The organism is Citrobacter sp. CK194 (assembly GCF_030333395.1).
In the GTDB taxonomy this organism is placed as follows: Bacteria; Pseudomonadota; Gammaproteobacteria; order Enterobacterales; family Enterobacteriaceae; genus Citrobacter_B; species Citrobacter_B koseri.
Genome location: NZ_JAOWGA010000019.1, coordinates 1 through 17,205 on the forward strand (window position 1 = coordinate 1; position 17,205 = coordinate 17,205).

Annotated in this window: 17 protein-coding genes; 9 read left to right on the forward strand and 8 right to left on the reverse strand. The window is 53.2% G+C overall.

All coding sequences use genetic code 11. From position 1 onward, the window contains the following. Window positions 1–273 precede the first annotated feature (273 nt). Complete coding sequence (locus OGX80_RS16190) at window positions 274–1,572, forward strand: MFS transporter (RefSeq protein ID WP_047461905.1); 1,299 nt, start codon at window positions 274–276, stop codon at window positions 1,570–1,572. Here the strand turns inward: OGX80_RS16190 and OGX80_RS16195 are convergent. The 5 genes from OGX80_RS16195 to trxC all read right to left on the reverse strand — a co-directional run bounded on the left by OGX80_RS16195 (window position 1,569) and on the right by trxC (window position 7,294). After that, window positions 1,569–1,892, reverse strand: a complete 324-nt coding sequence (locus OGX80_RS16195) for a YfiM family lipoprotein (protein ID WP_058669113.1) — start codon at window positions 1,890–1,892, stop codon at window positions 1,569–1,571. The two genes, OGX80_RS16190 and OGX80_RS16195, sit on opposite strands and share 4 nt — an antisense overlap. Window positions 1,893–1,940: 48 nt before the next feature. Then, on the reverse strand, window positions 1,941–3,296 hold the full coding sequence (gene pssA, locus OGX80_RS16200) for a CDP-diacylglycerol--serine O-phosphatidyltransferase (protein ID WP_112001748.1): 1,356 nt from the start codon (window positions 3,294–3,296) through the stop codon (window positions 1,941–1,943). Window positions 3,297–3,410: 114 nt separating this feature from the next. Continuing rightward, window positions 3,411–6,071 (reverse strand): bifunctional acetate--CoA ligase family protein/GNAT family N-acetyltransferase, encoded by a 2,661-nt coding sequence (locus tag OGX80_RS16210; protein ID WP_112001750.1) that lies wholly within the window; start codon window positions 6,069–6,071, stop codon window positions 3,411–3,413. Between the two features lie 35 nt (window positions 6,072–6,106). Next, window positions 6,107–6,805 carry a tRNA-uridine aminocarboxypropyltransferase gene (gene tapT, locus OGX80_RS16215; RefSeq protein WP_115181273.1) on the reverse strand — a complete coding sequence of 233 codons (699 nt, stop codon included), beginning with the start codon at window positions 6,803–6,805 and terminating at the stop codon, window positions 6,107–6,109. A gap of 69 nt (window positions 6,806–6,874) precedes the next feature. Next, window positions 6,875–7,294: a thioredoxin TrxC gene (trxC, locus tag OGX80_RS16220; protein ID WP_047461913.1), complete on the reverse strand. Its 420-nt coding sequence runs from the start codon at window positions 7,292–7,294 to the stop codon at window positions 6,875–6,877. A 208-nt stretch (window positions 7,295–7,502) separates the two neighbouring features. Between trxC and OGX80_RS16225 the strand changes: the two genes are divergently transcribed. After that, a complete protein-coding gene (locus OGX80_RS16225; protein ID WP_012131203.1) occupies window positions 7,503–8,549 on the forward strand; it encodes a tRNA/rRNA methyltransferase in 1,047 nt (348 codons plus the stop codon). A 164-nt stretch (window positions 8,550–8,713) separates the two neighbouring features. Here OGX80_RS16225 and ung read toward each other — a convergent pair whose 3' ends face one another. Continuing rightward, complete coding sequence (ung, locus tag OGX80_RS16230) at window positions 8,714–9,403, reverse strand: uracil-DNA glycosylase (protein ID WP_047461918.1); 690 nt, start codon at window positions 9,401–9,403, stop codon at window positions 8,714–8,716. Between the two features lie 318 nt (window positions 9,404–9,721). On the opposite strand from ung, the gene grcA reads away from it, so the two are divergent. Then, the gene (grcA, locus tag OGX80_RS16235; RefSeq protein ID WP_012131205.1) at window positions 9,722–10,105 is read left to right on the forward strand and encodes an autonomous glycyl radical cofactor GrcA; all 384 of its coding nucleotides are present in this window, start codon (window positions 9,722–9,724) and stop codon (window positions 10,103–10,105) included. A 46-nt stretch (window positions 10,106–10,151) separates the two neighbouring features. Here grcA and srmB read toward each other — a convergent pair whose 3' ends face one another. Further along, a complete protein-coding gene (gene srmB / locus OGX80_RS16240; RefSeq protein WP_012131206.1) occupies window positions 10,152–11,489 on the reverse strand; it encodes an ATP-dependent RNA helicase SrmB in 1,338 nt (445 codons plus the stop codon). Window positions 11,490–11,620: 131 nt separating this feature from the next. Between srmB and trmN the strand changes: the two genes are divergently transcribed. Beyond that, window positions 11,621–12,358 (forward strand): tRNA(1)(Val) (adenine(37)-N(6))-methyltransferase TrmN, encoded by a 738-nt coding sequence (gene trmN, locus OGX80_RS16245; protein WP_071258085.1) that lies wholly within the window; start codon window positions 11,621–11,623, stop codon window positions 12,356–12,358. Here the strand turns inward: trmN and nadB are convergent. Next, on the reverse strand, window positions 12,343–13,965 hold the full coding sequence (gene nadB / locus OGX80_RS16250) for an L-aspartate oxidase (protein WP_012131208.1): 1,623 nt from the start codon (window positions 13,963–13,965) through the stop codon (window positions 12,343–12,345). The two genes, trmN and nadB, sit on opposite strands and share 16 nt — an antisense overlap. Before the next feature lie 273 nt (window positions 13,966–14,238). On the opposite strand from nadB, the gene rseD reads away from it, so the two are divergent. The 5 genes from rseD to rseC are packed head-to-tail and all read left to right on the forward strand — an operon-like array spanning window position 14,239 to window position 17,080. Next, window positions 14,239–14,394 carry a rpoE leader peptide RseD gene (rseD, locus tag OGX80_RS16255; protein WP_123907454.1) on the forward strand — a complete coding sequence of 52 codons (156 nt, stop codon included), beginning with the start codon at window positions 14,239–14,241 and terminating at the stop codon, window positions 14,392–14,394. After that, complete coding sequence (gene rpoE / locus OGX80_RS16260) at window positions 14,391–14,966, forward strand: RNA polymerase sigma factor RpoE (RefSeq protein WP_006176728.1); 576 nt, start codon at window positions 14,391–14,393, stop codon at window positions 14,964–14,966. The genes rseD and rpoE overlap by 4 nt, the downstream gene beginning before the upstream one ends. A 31-nt stretch (window positions 14,967–14,997) precedes the next feature. Further along, on the forward strand, window positions 14,998–15,648 hold the full coding sequence (gene rseA / locus OGX80_RS16265) for an anti-sigma-E factor RseA (RefSeq protein WP_047461936.1): 651 nt from the start codon (window positions 14,998–15,000) through the stop codon (window positions 15,646–15,648). Continuing rightward, a complete protein-coding gene (rseB, locus tag OGX80_RS16270) occupies window positions 15,648–16,604 on the forward strand; it encodes a sigma-E factor regulatory protein RseB (RefSeq protein ID WP_012131210.1) in 957 nt (318 codons plus the stop codon). The genes rseA and rseB overlap by 1 nt, the downstream gene beginning before the upstream one ends. Beyond that, a complete protein-coding gene (rseC, locus tag OGX80_RS16275; protein ID WP_047461942.1) occupies window positions 16,601–17,080 on the forward strand; it encodes a SoxR-reducing system protein RseC in 480 nt (159 codons plus the stop codon). Before rseB ends, rseC begins: the two co-directional genes overlap by 4 nt. The last annotated feature ends 125 nt before the right edge of the window (window positions 17,081–17,205 follow it).

Below are 17,205 nucleotides of genomic sequence, written 5' to 3' on the forward strand. Positions count from 1 at the left end.
GTAGTGTGGGGTCTCCCCATGCGAGAGTAGGGAACTGCCAGGCATTAATTAAGTGAAGAGGCCATCCTGAGGGATGGCCTTTTTGCGTTCATGCGCCCGGGGCAGCCGGATGACTATTCCCTCCGTATACTCCTAAATCGTTTTCCTGCTAACTAAAATATCGATCTCTGTCACAAAATAAATAATAACAATTATATAACATTTCATTCACTAAAAAAGACAGTGAAAAGCACCGACGAGCTCGGGTGGATCTTTGGCGGGAGTATATTTCTAATGACTGAAAGCAGTGTAACTGTAAACGGGTCGCTGGCAAGCAGTGACACCCGTCGTCGTGTATGGGCAATTGTGGGGGCATCATCAGGGAATCTGGTCGAGTGGTTTGATTTCTATGTCTATTCCTTCTGCTCTCTCTACTTTGCGCACATCTTTTTTCCTTCGGGAAATACCACTACTCAGCTTTTACAGACCGCCGGAGTTTTCGCCGCAGGCTTCCTGATGCGTCCCATTGGCGGCTGGCTTTTTGGTCGGATTGCCGATAAGCATGGTCGTAAGAAATCAATGCTTCTCTCTGTTTGCATGATGTGTATGGGCTCGTTAGTCATTGCCTGCCTGCCGGGGTATGCCACGATCGGCACCTGGGCTCCGGCTCTTCTGCTGTTGGCTCGTCTGTTTCAGGGGCTGTCTGTTGGAGGAGAATACGGAACCAGTGCGACCTATATGAGTGAGGTAGCTGTTGAAGGCCGCAAAGGTTTTTACGCATCGTTCCAGTATGTCACTCTGATCGGCGGTCAGTTACTGGCACTGCTGGTTGTGGTTATCTTGCAGCAAACGCTGGAGGAATCTTCCCTCAGAGAATGGGGATGGCGTATTCCTTTTGCATTGGGCGCCGTACTGGCCGTTGTCGCGCTTTGGTTGCGTCGACAGTTGGATGAAACCTCAAAACAAGAAACCCGCGCGCTGAAAGAGGCTGGATCGCTCAAAGGACTATGGCGTAACCGTAAAGCGTTTATCATGGTACTGGGATTTACCGCTGCGGGCTCGCTGTGTTTCTATACCTTCACAACCTATATGCAGAAGTATCTGGTGAATACCGCTGGTATGCATGCCAATGTCGCCAGCGGAATCATGACGGCGGCGCTGTTTGTCTACATGCTAATTCAACCCCTGTTTGGCGCTCTTTCAGATAAAATCGGCCGACGGACATCAATGCTCTGCTTTGGCGCTCTGGCTGCGCTATTTACCGTACCTATTCTGTCAGCATTACAGAATGTCACTTCACCTTACGCAGCCTTTGGGTTGGTGATGTGCGCCCTGTTGATCGTGAGTTTCTACACCTCAATCAGTGGGATCCTGAAGGCGGAAATGTTTCCTGCCCAGGTGCGGGCATTGGGGGTAGGGCTTTCCTATGCGGTGGCGAATGCGCTGTTCGGCGGCTCTGCGGAATATGTTGCGCTGTCTCTGAAGTCCGTTGGTATGGAGACATCATTCTTCTGGTATGTGACCATTATGGCTATCGTGGCATTTCTGGTGTCGCTGATGCTGCACCGCAAGGGAAAAGGGTTACGTCTCTAGTTCCGCGCCATTTGCCAGACGGCGTAACCCGTGGTTGCGCCTGCGACATCCCAGGCGAAATCTTTCCAGCTCCAGCCGCTCCCTCCGGGGCGGCTGTCCCACATCTCTTTTGACGCACCGAGACTAATGGAGAACAGCAGCCCAACGGTTGCACTGCGATCGTGGCTCATTCCCTGATGCCGGGCATACTCATTCCCGGCGGCGGAAAGCATGGCTGATGCAATGAAGTGTTGTGCTTTATCCTGCCCGCTCCAGCTGTCATTGGACATATGGCTACAGCCTGAGAGCAACAACATGCTAAAAAGTATAAGGAAACGCACCGTGACCCTCACAGGAAAAACCCCGTCGCAGGGACGGGGCTTTTTGATTTACAGAATACGGCTGATTAATCTGTCGATTCGAATACGACGGAGTCTGCGGATGAGCTTACGGACTTTGACCGGATAGTCAGCGATGCTTTGTAGATCGCGGTAATGCTTAACAACCGTGGTGTGAGTGCGGATAAGCTCCAGCTCTTTCTCTCTCTGGGGAGCAAGTTCCTGTTTTGGATCGTGAATCAGAATTGCGTTTTCCAGATCCAGACGCCATGCTCGTGGGTTAAGGTTGTTCCCGGTGAGCAGCATCCACTTATCATCAACCCACATTCCTTTCAGGTGATAAGTATTGTCGTCATCTTTCCACAAACGCACTACGAGCTGATCGGTGTTGACGTAATACTGCAAGCGGCTGAGGAAGCGACGCAGGTTAATCTCGTAGAGATAGGGAAGCGCGCCGATGATTTTAAACGGCTCATCCTCAGGGATATAAAAGTCGTTGGCGGTTTTATCACCCACGATAATCTCAACCTTTTTCCCTTCGCGCAGCAGTTGGATGATGTTACGAACCAACAGCGCAGGCAAGTTGAAATAAGGTGTGCAAATTGTGAGCTTATGCTCTGCGCAGGGCATAAGATGGAAAATGGTCTTATTCAGCAGGCTCGATTTTCCCAGCCCAACCAGTGGTGTAACGGAAAGTTGCTCGTTGTCGGCATCGCCCTGGAAATGGTATGACGCATCGCGCAATTCCTGGCGATACAAACGAATGTCGTTTTTAATCTCCGGGCTTTTCGGACGCTGGGCACTGTCCAGGCGATTTACGCCGCGACCGTTAAGCAGATTCTGCGTGACCCACTCATACATGATGTCGGCCATCTTTGCATTACGAATCAACTGGTAACGATCATAACGATATTTATCATGCTGATGCAGATAGACGTCGTTCAGGCTGGCGCCGCTGTAAAGGACGCTATCATCAATGATAAAGCCTTTAAAATGCAGTACGCCAAGCGCTTCACGCGTGTTAATCGGCACGCCGTAGACAGGAATATCGATGCCTGGGTTTTCTTGCGCCATTCGGCAATACCAGTCAGCGTTGGTATTAGACGCGGCTGCGCCAATACGTCCACGCTGAGCGCGGTGCCAGTCGACAAGTACCCGAACATCCAGCTCAGGACGCTGCTGTTTAGCCTCATAGAGCGCGTCGAGTATGCCCTTGCCGCCGTCATCCTGTTCAAGATACAGGGCAATAATGCAAATACGCTGCGTCGCGCTGGCTATCTTCTCCAGCAGAGTCTCCCTGAAATTAGCGGGAGCATAAAAGAAATCTACATCATCAACTGGCTGAGAGATCTTAGGTAGTTGGGCAAGGTGTTGTTGATGTTTATTACGCTTAAATTTTGACAACATCACAGTGCATTTCTTCTCTGTTCATTGAAGGGTCCTCTGTGCTATGCAGACGACATAAGCGAGCAATGATAACACCAGTACCCGTTAAAGTGGTCAACATTTCCAGTACCTTACTCACGATTCCTCGTATTGGGCCAGATTCAGCGTCAGCCCAACAATCCCCTCTTCGAGCTGGATATCAACATCAAACCCGAGCTTTCGGGCCAGTGCCACCATGCCGCGATTGTTTGGCATCGTAATGCCATTCAGACGTCTCAGTCCGTGATCTCGGGTATAAGCAATCAATTTTTCCATTAATCGCCGGCCTAATCCTAACCCTTTGAGATCTGAGCGAACCAGCACGGCAAATTCCGCATCAATGTTATCCGGGTCGGAGATCGCGCGCGTTACCCCGAGGATCTCTTCAGTTTGATCAATACGGCGCACGGCAACAAATGCCATTTCCCGATCGTAGTCGATCTGCGTCATGTTGGCTAAATCTTCATGAGTAAATTCATTGATCTCGCTAAAATAACGGTAATACAAATCCTCTTTTGTCACCTGAGAAATGAACTGCTGTAGATAAGGCTCATCTTCCGGCAGGATAGGGCGAAACAGGCAATGTTCGCCGTTTTTCATCTCAACCCACTCTTCAAGCTGCTGCGGATAGGGGCGAATAGCGAGTCGGCTCTCGTTGTCGCCATCATAAGGGGTGATATCCAGCGTGACGTCCAGCGCGGTAAACTCGCCAGCAGAAGCCAGCAGGGGATGGATATCCAGACGCTGAATTTCCGGGCAATCGACAATCAGGTTCGAGACCTGTACCAGCAACTGGCTTAACCCTGTGATATCCAGCGGGCGTAGCGCGCTCCGGCCACGAATTTTTTTACTTTTGATTCCCTGAATAACCAAATAGCGCGCCAGATTCATGTTTAACGGCGGCAGCGCGACGACGGCCTGTTCTTCGGGTCGCCACTCTACGCCGCCTTCGCCAAGCATAATCAGCGGCCCAAAGACCGGGTCGTGTTCGACGACGACGCGAAGTTCCTGCGCGCCGGCACGGTTCGCCATACTCTGGACTAACAGACCGTGAATGCGCGCCTGGGGCCAGGCCATTTTTACACGATCGAAAATGGCATTCGCGGCTTGCTGAACTTCCGTTGCCGTGCGCAGATAGAGCATTACCCCCTGAACTTCCGATTTATGCGGAATATCCGGCGAACGCAGTTTTAATGCTACCGGATAGCCAATTTGCTCGGCGATATGCACAGCTTCCGCGCTGTCGCCAGCAATCCAGGTAGGAAGCGTGTGTAACCCATACGCCTGCAAGATAGGCTGAACTTCATGGGTATCCAGCGACGTTGCGCCCTCTGCAATCGCCTGCTGTAACAGGTTATGCGCTTGAGCCGTGTCTGAGGTCAGGTTGTCTGGCAACACCGGGGTTTCCCGTAATTGCTTCTGGTTACGCCGGTATTCCACCATGTGCATAAAGGCAGTGATGGTGCCTTCCGGTGTTCGATAGGTAGGTAATCCCGCTTCACTGAACATTTTGCGGGCTTCCTGAGAGGAAAACTCGCCGCACCAGTTGGTGAGTAAGGTGACGAATTTCCCTCTGGGATGATGTTTTACCGCTTCAATGAGCGCGTGTGCGCTCTCGGTGCCTGGTGCGGCGGCGCTGGGTGAGTGGATCACCATCAGCGCATCAAAATCCTGGCTGGCGAGTAAGATATTCAGCGTTTTGACGTAGTGTTCACAGCTGGCATCATCACGCAAATCCAGCGGGTTGGCGATATCGACGTGAGCAGGTAGCGCTTCGCTTAGCTTAAGTCGGGTCTCTTCGCTCAGGGTGGCGAGCTTGCCGTTGCGCGACCACAGCTCATCCAGCGCCAGCGCGGCGGGCGCAGCGCCATTGCTGATGATCATCAACCTGTCGCCACGTAATGGCCGCATATGACTCAGCGTTTCGACCGCCGAGAAGAGTTCGTGAGTATCCTGCACGCGTAAAAGCCCCGCACGCTGGATGGCGGCATCCCATGCCGGGTCCATGCCGACACTGGTATTTAACAAACGTTGCGCCGCCGGGCTGCGACCGCTTTTAATCACCAGAATGGGTTTATTTCGTGACGCGCTACGGGCGGCGGAGACAAAGCGTCGCGCGTCGCTCAGATGTTCGAGATAGAGCAAAATGGCGCTGGTTTTGCTGTCGCGCGCCAGATAATCCAGCAGTTCATCAACATCAATGTCCAGACTGTCGCCAAGCGCGATAAAATAAGAAAAGCCCATCTCCCGCTGTTGCGCCCAGTCGAGAATCGTATTGGAGACGGCGGCGGATTGCGAAATAAAAGCGAGTTTTCCACGCTTGATCGGAACCGGAGAGAAACTGGCGTTAAGCCCTTGCCAGGGGGCGAGTAAACCCAAGCTGTTTGGGCCGAGTAGCCGCATTTTATAGCGTTGGGCACATGCCAGAAGTTCAGCGTGCTGCGCTGCGGGCGCCGACAAAATAATGCAGGTTTTACAGCCTTTTTCCCCCAGCGCCTCCAGCAACGCGATATTACGGCTGGCGTTGGTGCACAGAACGGCGAGCTCCGGTGTAAAAGGCAAACTGGCGACGTCGGGCCAGGCCAGGACGCCTAAGACGGCTTTCCATGCGGGCGTTACAGGTAATACCGGGCCATTAAAGCCTCCTGCCAGCAGGTTACGCATCATCAGGTAACCTGCGCGATTGGGCTTCATCGACGCCCCTAGCACCGCTATCGACTTTGGTCGCAGTAGTGCTTCCAGTCCTCTCTGACTCATGCCGGTCTCCCTTACGCAGAAGTGACCGAATGATTTTAAACGCTTTCTGCTGTTTCTGTTGTGACGCTTCCCTGATGTTGCGTTTTTCCTGCCAGATAGCGCGTTTTAAAACGTGAGAAGTGATCGCCTAAATGGGTTGCCGCAGCCGTGTCGCCCGCCAGATCCAGCAGCGCTATTGCCACTTCGGCAGTGCAATACTGCCCTTCGGCATGAACTTCTCGCAGGTGATAGGCGGAAAGACGCGATAAATCAACGGAAATAACCGGCAGGTTATCGAGATAAGGGCTTTTACGGAACATTTTGCGCGCTTCCGGCCAGGTGCCGTCGAGCATGATAAACAGCGGCGGTTTTCCGGCTGGTGGCGTGAAAATGACCTCGCGTTCTTCCCCGGCATAAGAGGCGGGGAATACGACCATCGGCTGATAATTCGGGTTGTTAACCAGATCGAGCAGCGCCTGCGGAGGTTCGGTACGTGACCATTGAAAGGCCGTTGTTTCCGGCAGAATATCGGCAATCAGACGCCCCGTATTGCTGGGTTTCATTGGCTCGGTATCAAACATCACCAGACAAAAACGGCTTGTCGCCTGAGAAGGTGAGAGGGTATCGCACAGGCAGAGTTTCAACGGGAGCAGACAGCGCTGACAGCGACGAATGCGGTTTCCTCTGGCAAGAAAAGGACGCGTGGCGCGTGCGAGGCGTTCGGCGCGTAACTGGAGAACAGCGTTATCAGTCATGGAAGAATACAGTGAAAAACGCTATTGTCGCAGAGGTGAAAACGGGGCACAAGATGCGCCCCGTGGAGATTACAGCGATTCGTTCAGCCAGCTGTCGAATGGCGCTTTAGGAACTGCGCCATTTAACATGTCGATGACTTCTCCGTTCTTAAAGATCATGATGGTCGGGATGCTGCGGATACCGAAACGGGCGCTGAGTTCACGTTCCGCTTCTGTGTTAACTTTCACAAAACGCACCTTACCGCTGCGCTCTTCCGCGACATCTTCAAAAATCGGGGCAAAGTTACGGCATGGGCCGCACCACGGCGCCCAGAAATCGACCACCACAGGGAGATCGTCTTTCAGCAGCTTATCCAGCGTTTCACCGGTCGCATTAATCACCTCTCCATCGAACAGGTCGTGACCACAGCGTCCACATTTTGCCGCATCCTGAATACGATCATCGGGAATGCGGTTGATTGCCTGGCAGCTGGTACAAACGGTATTCATAACTAACCTCTGGATGAGTAGGGTAGACTTTTCCGGCAATCACGCCGATATGTTTCCAATATGTTACATATTATCGATGAGACTGTTTTAAACAACAATGTGTTTTATTCAATGAGTACAATAGTCATTAGCTTTTAAATGAAATAATGGCTAACCGGGTGCACATCGGGTAATCTTCGCGCTTCGCGCAGCGCTGGTGGAGAAAAGCATGAACGATGAATTAAAGAACAAAAGCGGCAAGGTCAAAGTGATGTATGTCCGCAGTGATGATGACTCTGATAAACGCACCCATAACCCGCGTACCGGGAAAGGGGGAGGTCGTCCAGGAAAGTCTCGTACTGACGGTGGCCGTCGCCCCGCCCGCGATGCTCGTGATGAAAGAAGCGGTCAGATTCGCGATCGTAAGCGTGAAGACTCACCGTGGCGTACCGTTTCCCGTGCGCCAGGCGATGACACGCCTGAGAAAGCCGATCACGGTGGAATCAGCGGTAAAAGTTTTATCGACCCTGAAGTTTTACGTCGCCAGCGTGCGGAAGAGACCCGTGTCTACGGCGAAAATGCCTGTCAGGCCCTGTTCCAGAGTCGCCCGGATGCGATTGTTCGCGCATGGTTCATTCAGAGCGTGACCCCTCGCTTTAAAGAAGCGTTACGCTGGATGGCGGCTAACCGCAAAGCGTACCACGTTGTGGATGAAGCTGAACTGGCGAAAGCCTCTGGAACTGAGCACCACGGCGGCGTTTGTTTCCTGATTAAAAAGCGTAACGGTACGACCGTTAAGCAGTGGGTAAGCCAGGCGGACGCGCAGGATTGCGTACTGGCGCTGGAAGATGTGGCTAACCCGCACAACCTTGGCGGCATGATGCGTAGCTGTGCGCACTTTGGCGTAAAAGGTGTGGTGGTACAGGACGCGGCGCTTCTTGAATCCGGTGCGGCGATCCGTACGGCGGAAGGCGGCGCGGAGCATGTTCAGCCGATCACGGGCGACAGCATTGTGGATGTGCTGGATGATTTCCGTCAGGCGGGTTATACGATCGTCACCACATCCAGCGATCAGGGCAAGCCGTTGTTTAGTACGGCGCTGCCAGCGAAAATGGTGCTGGTGTTAGGGCGTGAGCTGGAGTCCCTGCCGGAAGCCGCGCGTGAACCTGGCGATCTGTGCGTGAAAATTGATGGCACCGGAAATGTTGAAAACCTCAACGTCTCTGTCGCAACCGGCGTATTGCTGGGCGAATGGTGGCGTCAGAATAAAGCATAATCAGGTGTAAGTGCCTGATGGCGCTGCGCTTATCAGGCCTACGGCAATGATTCGTAGGCCGGGTACTCGGCGTAAACGCCTGATGGCGCTGCGCTTATCCGGGCCTGCGGTAATGATTCGTAGGCCGGGTAAGGCGAAGCCGCCACCCGGCGCAAAGCAAAAACTTATTCGCTCTCTGCCGGTAATACCGGCATCCAGTCAATCGGCTTCTCGCCGTGCTGCTCCAGCCACTGATTCGCCAATACAAAATGGTTACAGCCAAAGAATCCCCGATGTGCCGACAACGGCGACGGATGCGGCGCTCTCAACACGTAATGGCGCTGGCGATCGATAATCGCCCCTTTCTTTTGTGCGTGCGAACCCCAGAGTAAAAAGACGACCCCTTCACGATGTTCGTTAACAAGGCTGATCACTTTGTCTGTAAAGGTTTCCCATCCCAGACTGGCGTGAGAATGCGCCTGGCCTGCGCGGACGGTCAGCACGGTATTTAATAACAATACCCCCTGACGCGCCCAGCTCTCCAGATACCCATGAGCCGGGCGGGTAAAGCCCGGTATGGACGTTTCCAGTTCTTTATACATGTTCAGCAGAGAAGGCGGTGTGGCAATACCCGGACGAACAGAAAACGCCAGACCATGCGCCTGCCCAGGGCCGTGATAAGGGTCTTGCCCCAGAATTACCACTTTGACATCACCGAGTTCAGTGAAGCGAAACGCGTTAAATACATCCTTCTGTGGAGGATAGACTGTCATTCCTGACTGACGTTCGCCCGCAACGGTATGGAGTGTGTTAACAAAATAGGGCTGCTGCTTCTCATCTGCCAGCACATCGTGCCAGGTTAAATCGGTGGCCATCTCGCTCTCCTGCGAATTTTTCAATCTGCATAGCTTAACTGCTTCTTTCTATGGTGCAAAATCGCGTGCGTCACAAACCCGGCTACCCCTTAAAGATAGTTGAAAATTTATGTAAAAAGTTTATGTGTGGATATGGCGTAAGTTGATGTAAAACAATAAATTCCATGTAACACCCTCTTTGTGGTGTGGTTTTTATTGATTTAAATCAAAGAATCAAGGGTGTGTGAGGGGTATATATACACTCAAGCAACAATGGTTTTACCAATTGGCCGGGAACAGGCCGATCATAATCAAACACTTTTGCCGGGGAGGCATCACATGATTACAGGTATCCAGATTACTAAAGCCGCTAACGACGACCTGCTGAATTCTTTCTGGTTGCTGGACAGCGAAAAAGGCGAAGCTCGTTGCATCGCGGCGAAAGCCGGTTTTGCCGAAGATGAAGTGGTTGCAGTGAACAAACTGGGTGAAATCGAATACCGTGAAATTCCGATGGAAGTAAAACCGGAAGTTCGCGTTGAAGGCGGTCAGCACCTGAACGTTAACGTTCTGCGTCGCGAAACGCTGGAAGATGCCGTTAAGCACCCGGAAAAATATCCGCAGCTGACCATCCGTGTTTCTGGCTATGCCGTGCGTTTTAACTCCCTGACGCCGGAACAGCAGCGCGACGTTATCGCTCGTACCTTTACTGAAAGCCTGTAAGGCTGACTGATAACATAAAAACGCCGGGTTAGCCCCGGCGTTTTTTTTACTCTTCGTTGGACTGCTTCTGCGCGTCCGTACCCGTACCAGCAGGCTTGCGGCGTTTACCAATGTTTTTGGTATCACGGTGACGTTTCTTCACGCGCGGCTTCTCTTTTTCTTGTTTTTTCTTCTCAGCACGTTTAGCCAGCACTTTCTTGGACGGCTTGCCGGTCAGTTTTTCGCTCGGCGCACGAGTGGTTGGACGCAATTCATCAATGACGCGCGCTTTTAGCGTCTCTTCAATATAGCGACCCACTTTTCCCAGCAGCAGATGGTCATGCGCTTCTACCAGGGAAATCGCCGTTCCTTTACGCCCTGCACGTCCGGTACGGCCGATACGGTGCAGATAGGTATCGCTGCTGCGTGGCATATCGAAGTTAAAAACATGGCTTACATCAGGGATATCAATCCCGCGAGCGGCGACGTCGGTCGCGATCAGCACGTTCACGCGGCCATCGGTCAGGCGTTTGATCGCTTCGTTACGCTTACCCTGTACCATCTCGCCTTCGAGATAGCAGTTATTGATGCCTGCTTCGCGCAGCCAGCCTGCCAGCTCATGTACACGCTCACGTTTACGCACGAAGACGATAGAACGGGTGGCTTCAGGTTGTTTTAACAGGTGTACCAGCAAAGCGGTTTTGTGCTGAATATCATCAGCACGGTAGTACCATTGATGAATCTTTTTGCGTTCGCGGGTAGACGGGGTCGCTGAGACCTCAACCGGATCTTCCAGCAGACGTTCAGCAAAATCGTTAATCGCGCCGCCTTCCAGCGTAGCGGAGAACAGCATGGTCTGTTTGCGCCAGCGGGTTTCACCTGCGATATGCTCGATATCCTGGGCGAAGCCCATGTCCAGCATACGGTCGGCTTCATCAAGAATCAGCGTTTCAACCGCGCGGCAGTCAAAGTTTTCTTCTTTAATATATTGCAGCAGGCGACCCGTGGTGGCGACCACAATATCCTGGTTCTCGCTGAACACCTCGGCATGGTTCATATAAGCCACGCCGCCGGTGATTGTCGCAATATCCAGATGGGTGTGTTTCGCCAGTTCACGGGCGTGATCGGCAACCTGCATCGCCAGTTCGCGGGTCGGCGTAAGGATCAGAATACGCGGCGGACCGGATTTTTTACGCGGGAAGTCGAGCAGGTGCTGCAACGCTGGCAGCAGGTATGCCGCCGTTTTACCGGTGCCTGTCGGCGCAGAACCGAGTACATCACGCCCATCGAGCGCAGGCGGAATGGCGGCAGCCTGAATGGCGGTCGGGCGAGTAAAGCCTTTATCCTGGAGGGCATCCAGCAGGCTTTCATCGAGTTCAAGTTCGGAAAAAGTCGTTACAGTCATGTTCTACCTCTGTGTGGGGCGCTGATTATAGACGTTACGGCTGCAATCTTCATCTGTTTGTATGGATATCGCTTCTCAGGTATTGTTTTCACCCTACGCTATTGCCGTTTTTCCAGGAAGGTTGTTCTTTCATGTCCCAGTCTACATCCACACTTCGTCGTAATGGATTTACCTTTAAGCAGTTTTTCGTGGCGCACGATCGCTGCGCGATGAAAGTCGGTACTGATGGTATTTTATTGGGAGCATGGGCACCAGTCGCAGGCGTAACGCGGATCCTCGATATTGGTACCGGCAGCGGTCTGCTGGCGCTGATGTTGGCGCAGCGTACCGACGAAAGCGTCACCATTGATGCCGTTGAACTGGACAGCGAAGCGGCGACGCAGGCGCAGGAGAATATCGCCCACTCACCGTGGCCGCAGCGGATAACGGTGCATACGGAAGATGTCCGGCAGTGGGTGCCGCGCCAGACCGCGCGCTTTGATCTTATCATCAGCAACCCGCCTTATTATGAACAAGGGGTGGAATGCGCAACACCGCAGCGAGAGCAGGCGCGTTATACCACCACGCTCAATCACGAAGCGTTACTTACCACCGCGGCTGAATGTATTACGGAAGAGGGATTCTTCTGCGTGGTGCTGCCGGAACAGACTGGCAACATCTTCACGCAGCAGGCGTTAAGCATGGGCTGGCATTTGCGTTTACGTACCGACGTAGCCGAAACGGAGTCGCGATTGCCTCATCGGGTACTGTTGGCATTTTCCCCGCGAACGGGGGAATGCTTTAGCGATCGCCTGGTGATTCGTGGGCCAGACCAGCTTTACTCTGAAGGGTACACGGCGCTGACCCAGGCGTTTTATTTGTTCATGTAAGCGTTGAGCGGCGAAAGCACCGACGGGCCGGATTCCGGCAGCAATGCGGGGTAATCCAGCGTGTAGTGCAGGCCACGGCTCTCTTTACGCATCATCGCGCAGCGCACAATCAGTTCCGCGACCTGCACCAGGTTGCGCAGCTCCAGCAGATTATTCGATACGCGGAAGTTAGCGTAATATTCGTCGATTTCCTGTTGCAGCATCGTAATGCGTCGCAGGGCGCGCTCCAGACGTTTGGTGGTGCGCACAATGCCGACATAGTCCCACATAAACAGACGTAGCTCATGCCAGTTATGCTGGATCACGACCAGCTCATCCGGGTTTTCAACGCGACTTTCATCCCAGGCCGGAAGCGTGCTAACGCTACGGGCATACGGCATACGTCTGTCGATATCCTCTGCCGCTGACCAGCCATACACCAGACACTCCAACAGGGAATTGGACGCCATGCGATTCGCGCCGTGCAGGCCGGTATAGCTTACTTCGCCAATGGCATACAGACCGTCCACATCGGTTCGGCCAAAATCGTCGACCATCACGCCGCCGCAGGTGTAGTGGGCGGCAGGTACGACCGGAACCGGCTCTTTAGTCAGATCGATTCCCAACCCCAGCAATTTTTCATAAATCATTGGGAAGTGCTGACGCACAAATGCTTCCGGTTTATGGCTGATGTCGAGGAACATGCAGTCTGCGCCGAGACGCTTCATTTCGTGGTCAATGGCGCGAGCGACGATATCGCGCGGAGCCAGTTCGCCACGCTCATCAACATCAGGCATAAAGCGCGTGCCGTCCGGGCGTTTGAGATGCGCCCCTTCGCCACGCAGCGCTTCCGTCAGCAGAAAGTTTCGTGCCTGAGGATGATACAGCGCGGTAGGGTGGAACTGATTAAATTCAAGATTCGCGACGCGGCACCCGGCGCGCCAGGCCATCGCGATACCGTCGCCGGAAGAGATATCCGGGTTGGTGGTGTACTGATACACTTTCGATGCCCCGCCTGTCGCCAGAACGACTGACTTCGCGTGGCATGTTTCGACCGACTCTTTATTCCGATTCCAGATCCAGGCGCCGACGACGCGGCGTGTTCCTGGCAGGCCGATTTTATCGGAGATGATCAGATCGACGGCGTTACTCCGCTCCAGTACGCGAATATTCGGATGGTTCTGTGCCTTGCTGACCAGGGTGGTTTCCACTTCTTTACCAGTGGCGTCAGCCGCATGCAGGATACGGCGATGACTATGGCCGCCTTCACGGGTCAGATGGTAGCTCTCTTCCCCGTTCGGTTGCACTTGGGTGTCAAATAATACACCCTGATCGATAAGCCACTGTACGCAAGAGCGGGCATTGCTGGCAACAAACTCCACCGCGTGGCGATCGCAAATACCGGCCCCGGCGATCAGCGTATCTTCAACATGCGAATCGATACTGTCCGTCTCGTCGAAAACGGCGGCAATACCGCCCTGAGCATAAAACGTTGAGCCTTCGCTCACCGGGCCTTTACTCAGGACTATCACCTGATGTTTTTCAGCCAGGCGCAGCGCCAGAGAGAGTCCGGCAGCACCGCTGCCAATAATCAGCACGTCACAGGAAAGTTCAGGAGTCGTAGTCATAGCGTTTGTTTAATTTACTAAACAGTGTTTGGGCAGCATAGCACCATACTGCGCGATACAGCACGTTTTATTTTTGAATGTGTTGCAATGGCTAAACATTAAAGGAAAATTCAAGGGGAAGTAAAACAAAGAAAATATTTTGCGAAGCAGGCCGTTAGCGCCAGATTATGTGATGAAATAAAGTGGCTGTTGGGTTACTCTTCAAGCGGCTAAAAGGGCATTTCTATACAGATAGTGCGTTGTTCAGACTCTGTAGACTTATAATGAGAGATAATGATCTGTCTACAACATGACAAACAAAAACAGATGCGTAACGGAACTTTACGAAAAAGAGACACTCTAAGCTGTTGCTTGCTCATAGTGCAGTTTATGGAGTGGCGTTTCGAGAGCGCGTGGAAATTTGGTTTGGGGAGACTTTACCTCGGATGAGCGAGCAGTTAACGGACCAGGTCCTGGTTGAACGGGTCCAGAAGGGAGATCAGAAAGCCTTTAACTTACTGGTAGTGCGCTACCAGCATAAAGTGGCGAGCCTGGTTTCCCGCTATGTACCGTCGGGCGATGTTCCCGATGTGGTGCAAGAGTCATTTATTAAGGCCTATCGCGCGCTGGATTCTTTCCGGGGGGATAGCGCTTTTTATACCTGGTTGTACCGTATTGCCGTCAATACGGCGAAGAATTACCTGGTTGCTCAGGGACGCAGGCCGCCTTCCAGCGATGTTGATGCGATTGACGCAGAAAACTTCGAAAGTGGCGGCGCATTGAAAGAAATTTCGAACCCTGAGAACTTAATGTTGTCAGAAGAGCTGAGACAGATAGTTTTCCGAACTATTGAGTCCCTCCCCGAGGATTTACGCATGGCAATAACCTTGCGGGAGCTGGATGGCCTGAGCTATGAAGAGATAGCCGCTATCATGGATTGTCCGGTGGGTACGGTGCGTTCACGTATCTTCCGTGCGCGGGAAGCTATTGATAATAAAGTTCAACCGCTTATCAGGCGTTGACGATAGCGGGATACTGGAAAAGGTATTAGGCATGCAGAAAGAAAAACTTTCCGCTTTAATGGATGGCGAAACGCTGGACAGTGAGCTGCTGAAAGAACTGGCTCACGACCCGGAAATGCAAAAAACATGGGAGAGTTATCACCTGATCCGCGATTCCATGCGGGGTGATACCGCTGACGTTCTCCATTTCGATATTTCCGCCCGCGTAATGGCCGCCATCGAAAATGAGCCGGTACGCCAGACGGCGCCGCTGATTCCTGAGGCCCAGCCCGCACCGCACCAGTGGCAGAAAATGCCATTCTGGCAGAAAATGCGTCCGTGGGCGGCGCAGCTCACTCAAATGGGTGTGGCTGCATGCGTATCACTTGCAGTTATTGTTGGCGTCCAGCACTATAATGGACAATCTGAAACGTCCCAGCAGCCCGAAACGCCGGTATTCAATACATTACCGATGATGGGCAAAGCCAGTCCGGTGAGCCTGGGAGTACCTTCTGACGCGACGGCTAACGGCGGTCAGCAACAGCAGGTGCAGGAGCAGCGTCGTCGCATTAATGCCATGTTGCAGGATTACGAACTGCAACGCCGACTGCACTCCGAACAGCTTCAGTTTGAGCAGGCGCAAACACAGCAAGCCGCTGTACAGGTGCCAGGAATTCAAACTTTAGGAACGCAATCGCAGTAATGAAGCAACTTTGGTTTGCCATGTCACTTGTGGCGGGTAGCCTGTTCTTCTCTGTTAACGCCTCGGCCAATACTGCGTCCGGGGCGTTATTGCAGCAGATGAATCTGGCCAGCCAGTCACTGAATTACGAGCTGTCATTCGTCAGCATCAATAAACAAGGCGTTGAGTCTCTGCGTTATCGACATGCACGCCTGGACAATCGTCCTCTTGCACAACTGTTGCAAATGGATGGCCCGCGCCGGGAAGTGGTGCAGCGTGGTAACGAAATCAGCTACTTCGAACCCGGGCTCGAACCGTTCACCCTGAACGGCGACTATATTGTCGATTCTCTGCCGTCCCTTATCTATGCCGACTTTAAACGTCTTTCTCCCTGGTATGACTTTATTTCCGTAGGCCGCACCCGCATTGCCGACAGGCTGTGTGAAGTCATTCGTGTTGTCGCGCGCGACGGCACCCGTTACAGCTATATCGTATGGCTGGATACCGAAACAAAGCTGCCGATGCGGGTGGATCTCCTTGACCGGGATGGTGAAACGCTGGAGCAGTTCCGCGTGATTTCCTTCGCCGTGAATCAGGACGTCGGTAATAGCATGCAGATGCTGGCAAAAGCGAATTTGCCGCCATTGCTTTCTGTTCCTGTGGGGGAAAAGGCGAAGTTCAACTGGAGCCCGACGTGGTTGCCGCAAGGGTTTAGCGAAGTCTCCAGCAGCCGACGCCCGCTGCCTACAATGGATAATCTGCCTATCGAGTCACGCCTCTATTCTGACGGCCTGTTCAGTTTCTCTGTGAACGTGAATCGCGCGACGCAGAACAGCACCGATCAGATGCTGCGAACTGGGCGCAGAACGGTCAGCACCAGCGTACGTGAAAACGCTGAAATTACGATTGTCGGCGAACTTCCGCCGCAAACCGCGAAACGCATTGCGGACAATATTAAGTTCGGGGCGGCACAATGATTAAAGAGTGGGCGACCGTTGTCTCCTGGCAAAATGGCCAGGCACTGGTGAGCTGCGACGTCAAAGCATCGTGCAGCAGTTGCGCCTCACGGGCCGGATGTGGCAGTCGCGTGCTGAATAAACTCGGGCCGCAAACCACACATACTATTGTGGTGCCAAGTGCCGAACCGCTGGCGCCTGGTCAAAAAGTGGAACTGGGCATTGCCGAAGGCAGCCTGCTGGGGTCAGCAATGCTGGTTTACCTGTCGCCGCTGGTTGGGCTGTTTATCTTCGCGGCGTTGTTCCAGGTACTGTTTGGTTCTGATATTGCCGCGTTGAGCGGCGCGGTGCTGGGCGGCGTCGGGGGTTTTCTGATTGCGCGCGGCTACTCGCGTAAACTGGCTGAACGCGAGGCCTGGCAGCCGGTCATTCTTAACGTTGCTCTTCCTCCTGGTCTGGTTCGCGTTGAAACACCATCTTCCGAAACGAACTCGTGATATTTTTGCCGGATGGCGGCTTCGCCTGATCCGGCCAGGGAACGATAAGCAGACTCTCCAGGCCCGATAAGCTCGCGCCATCGGGCATCATGCTTCCCTTACGACGTTTTACATCAGAAAAGCGA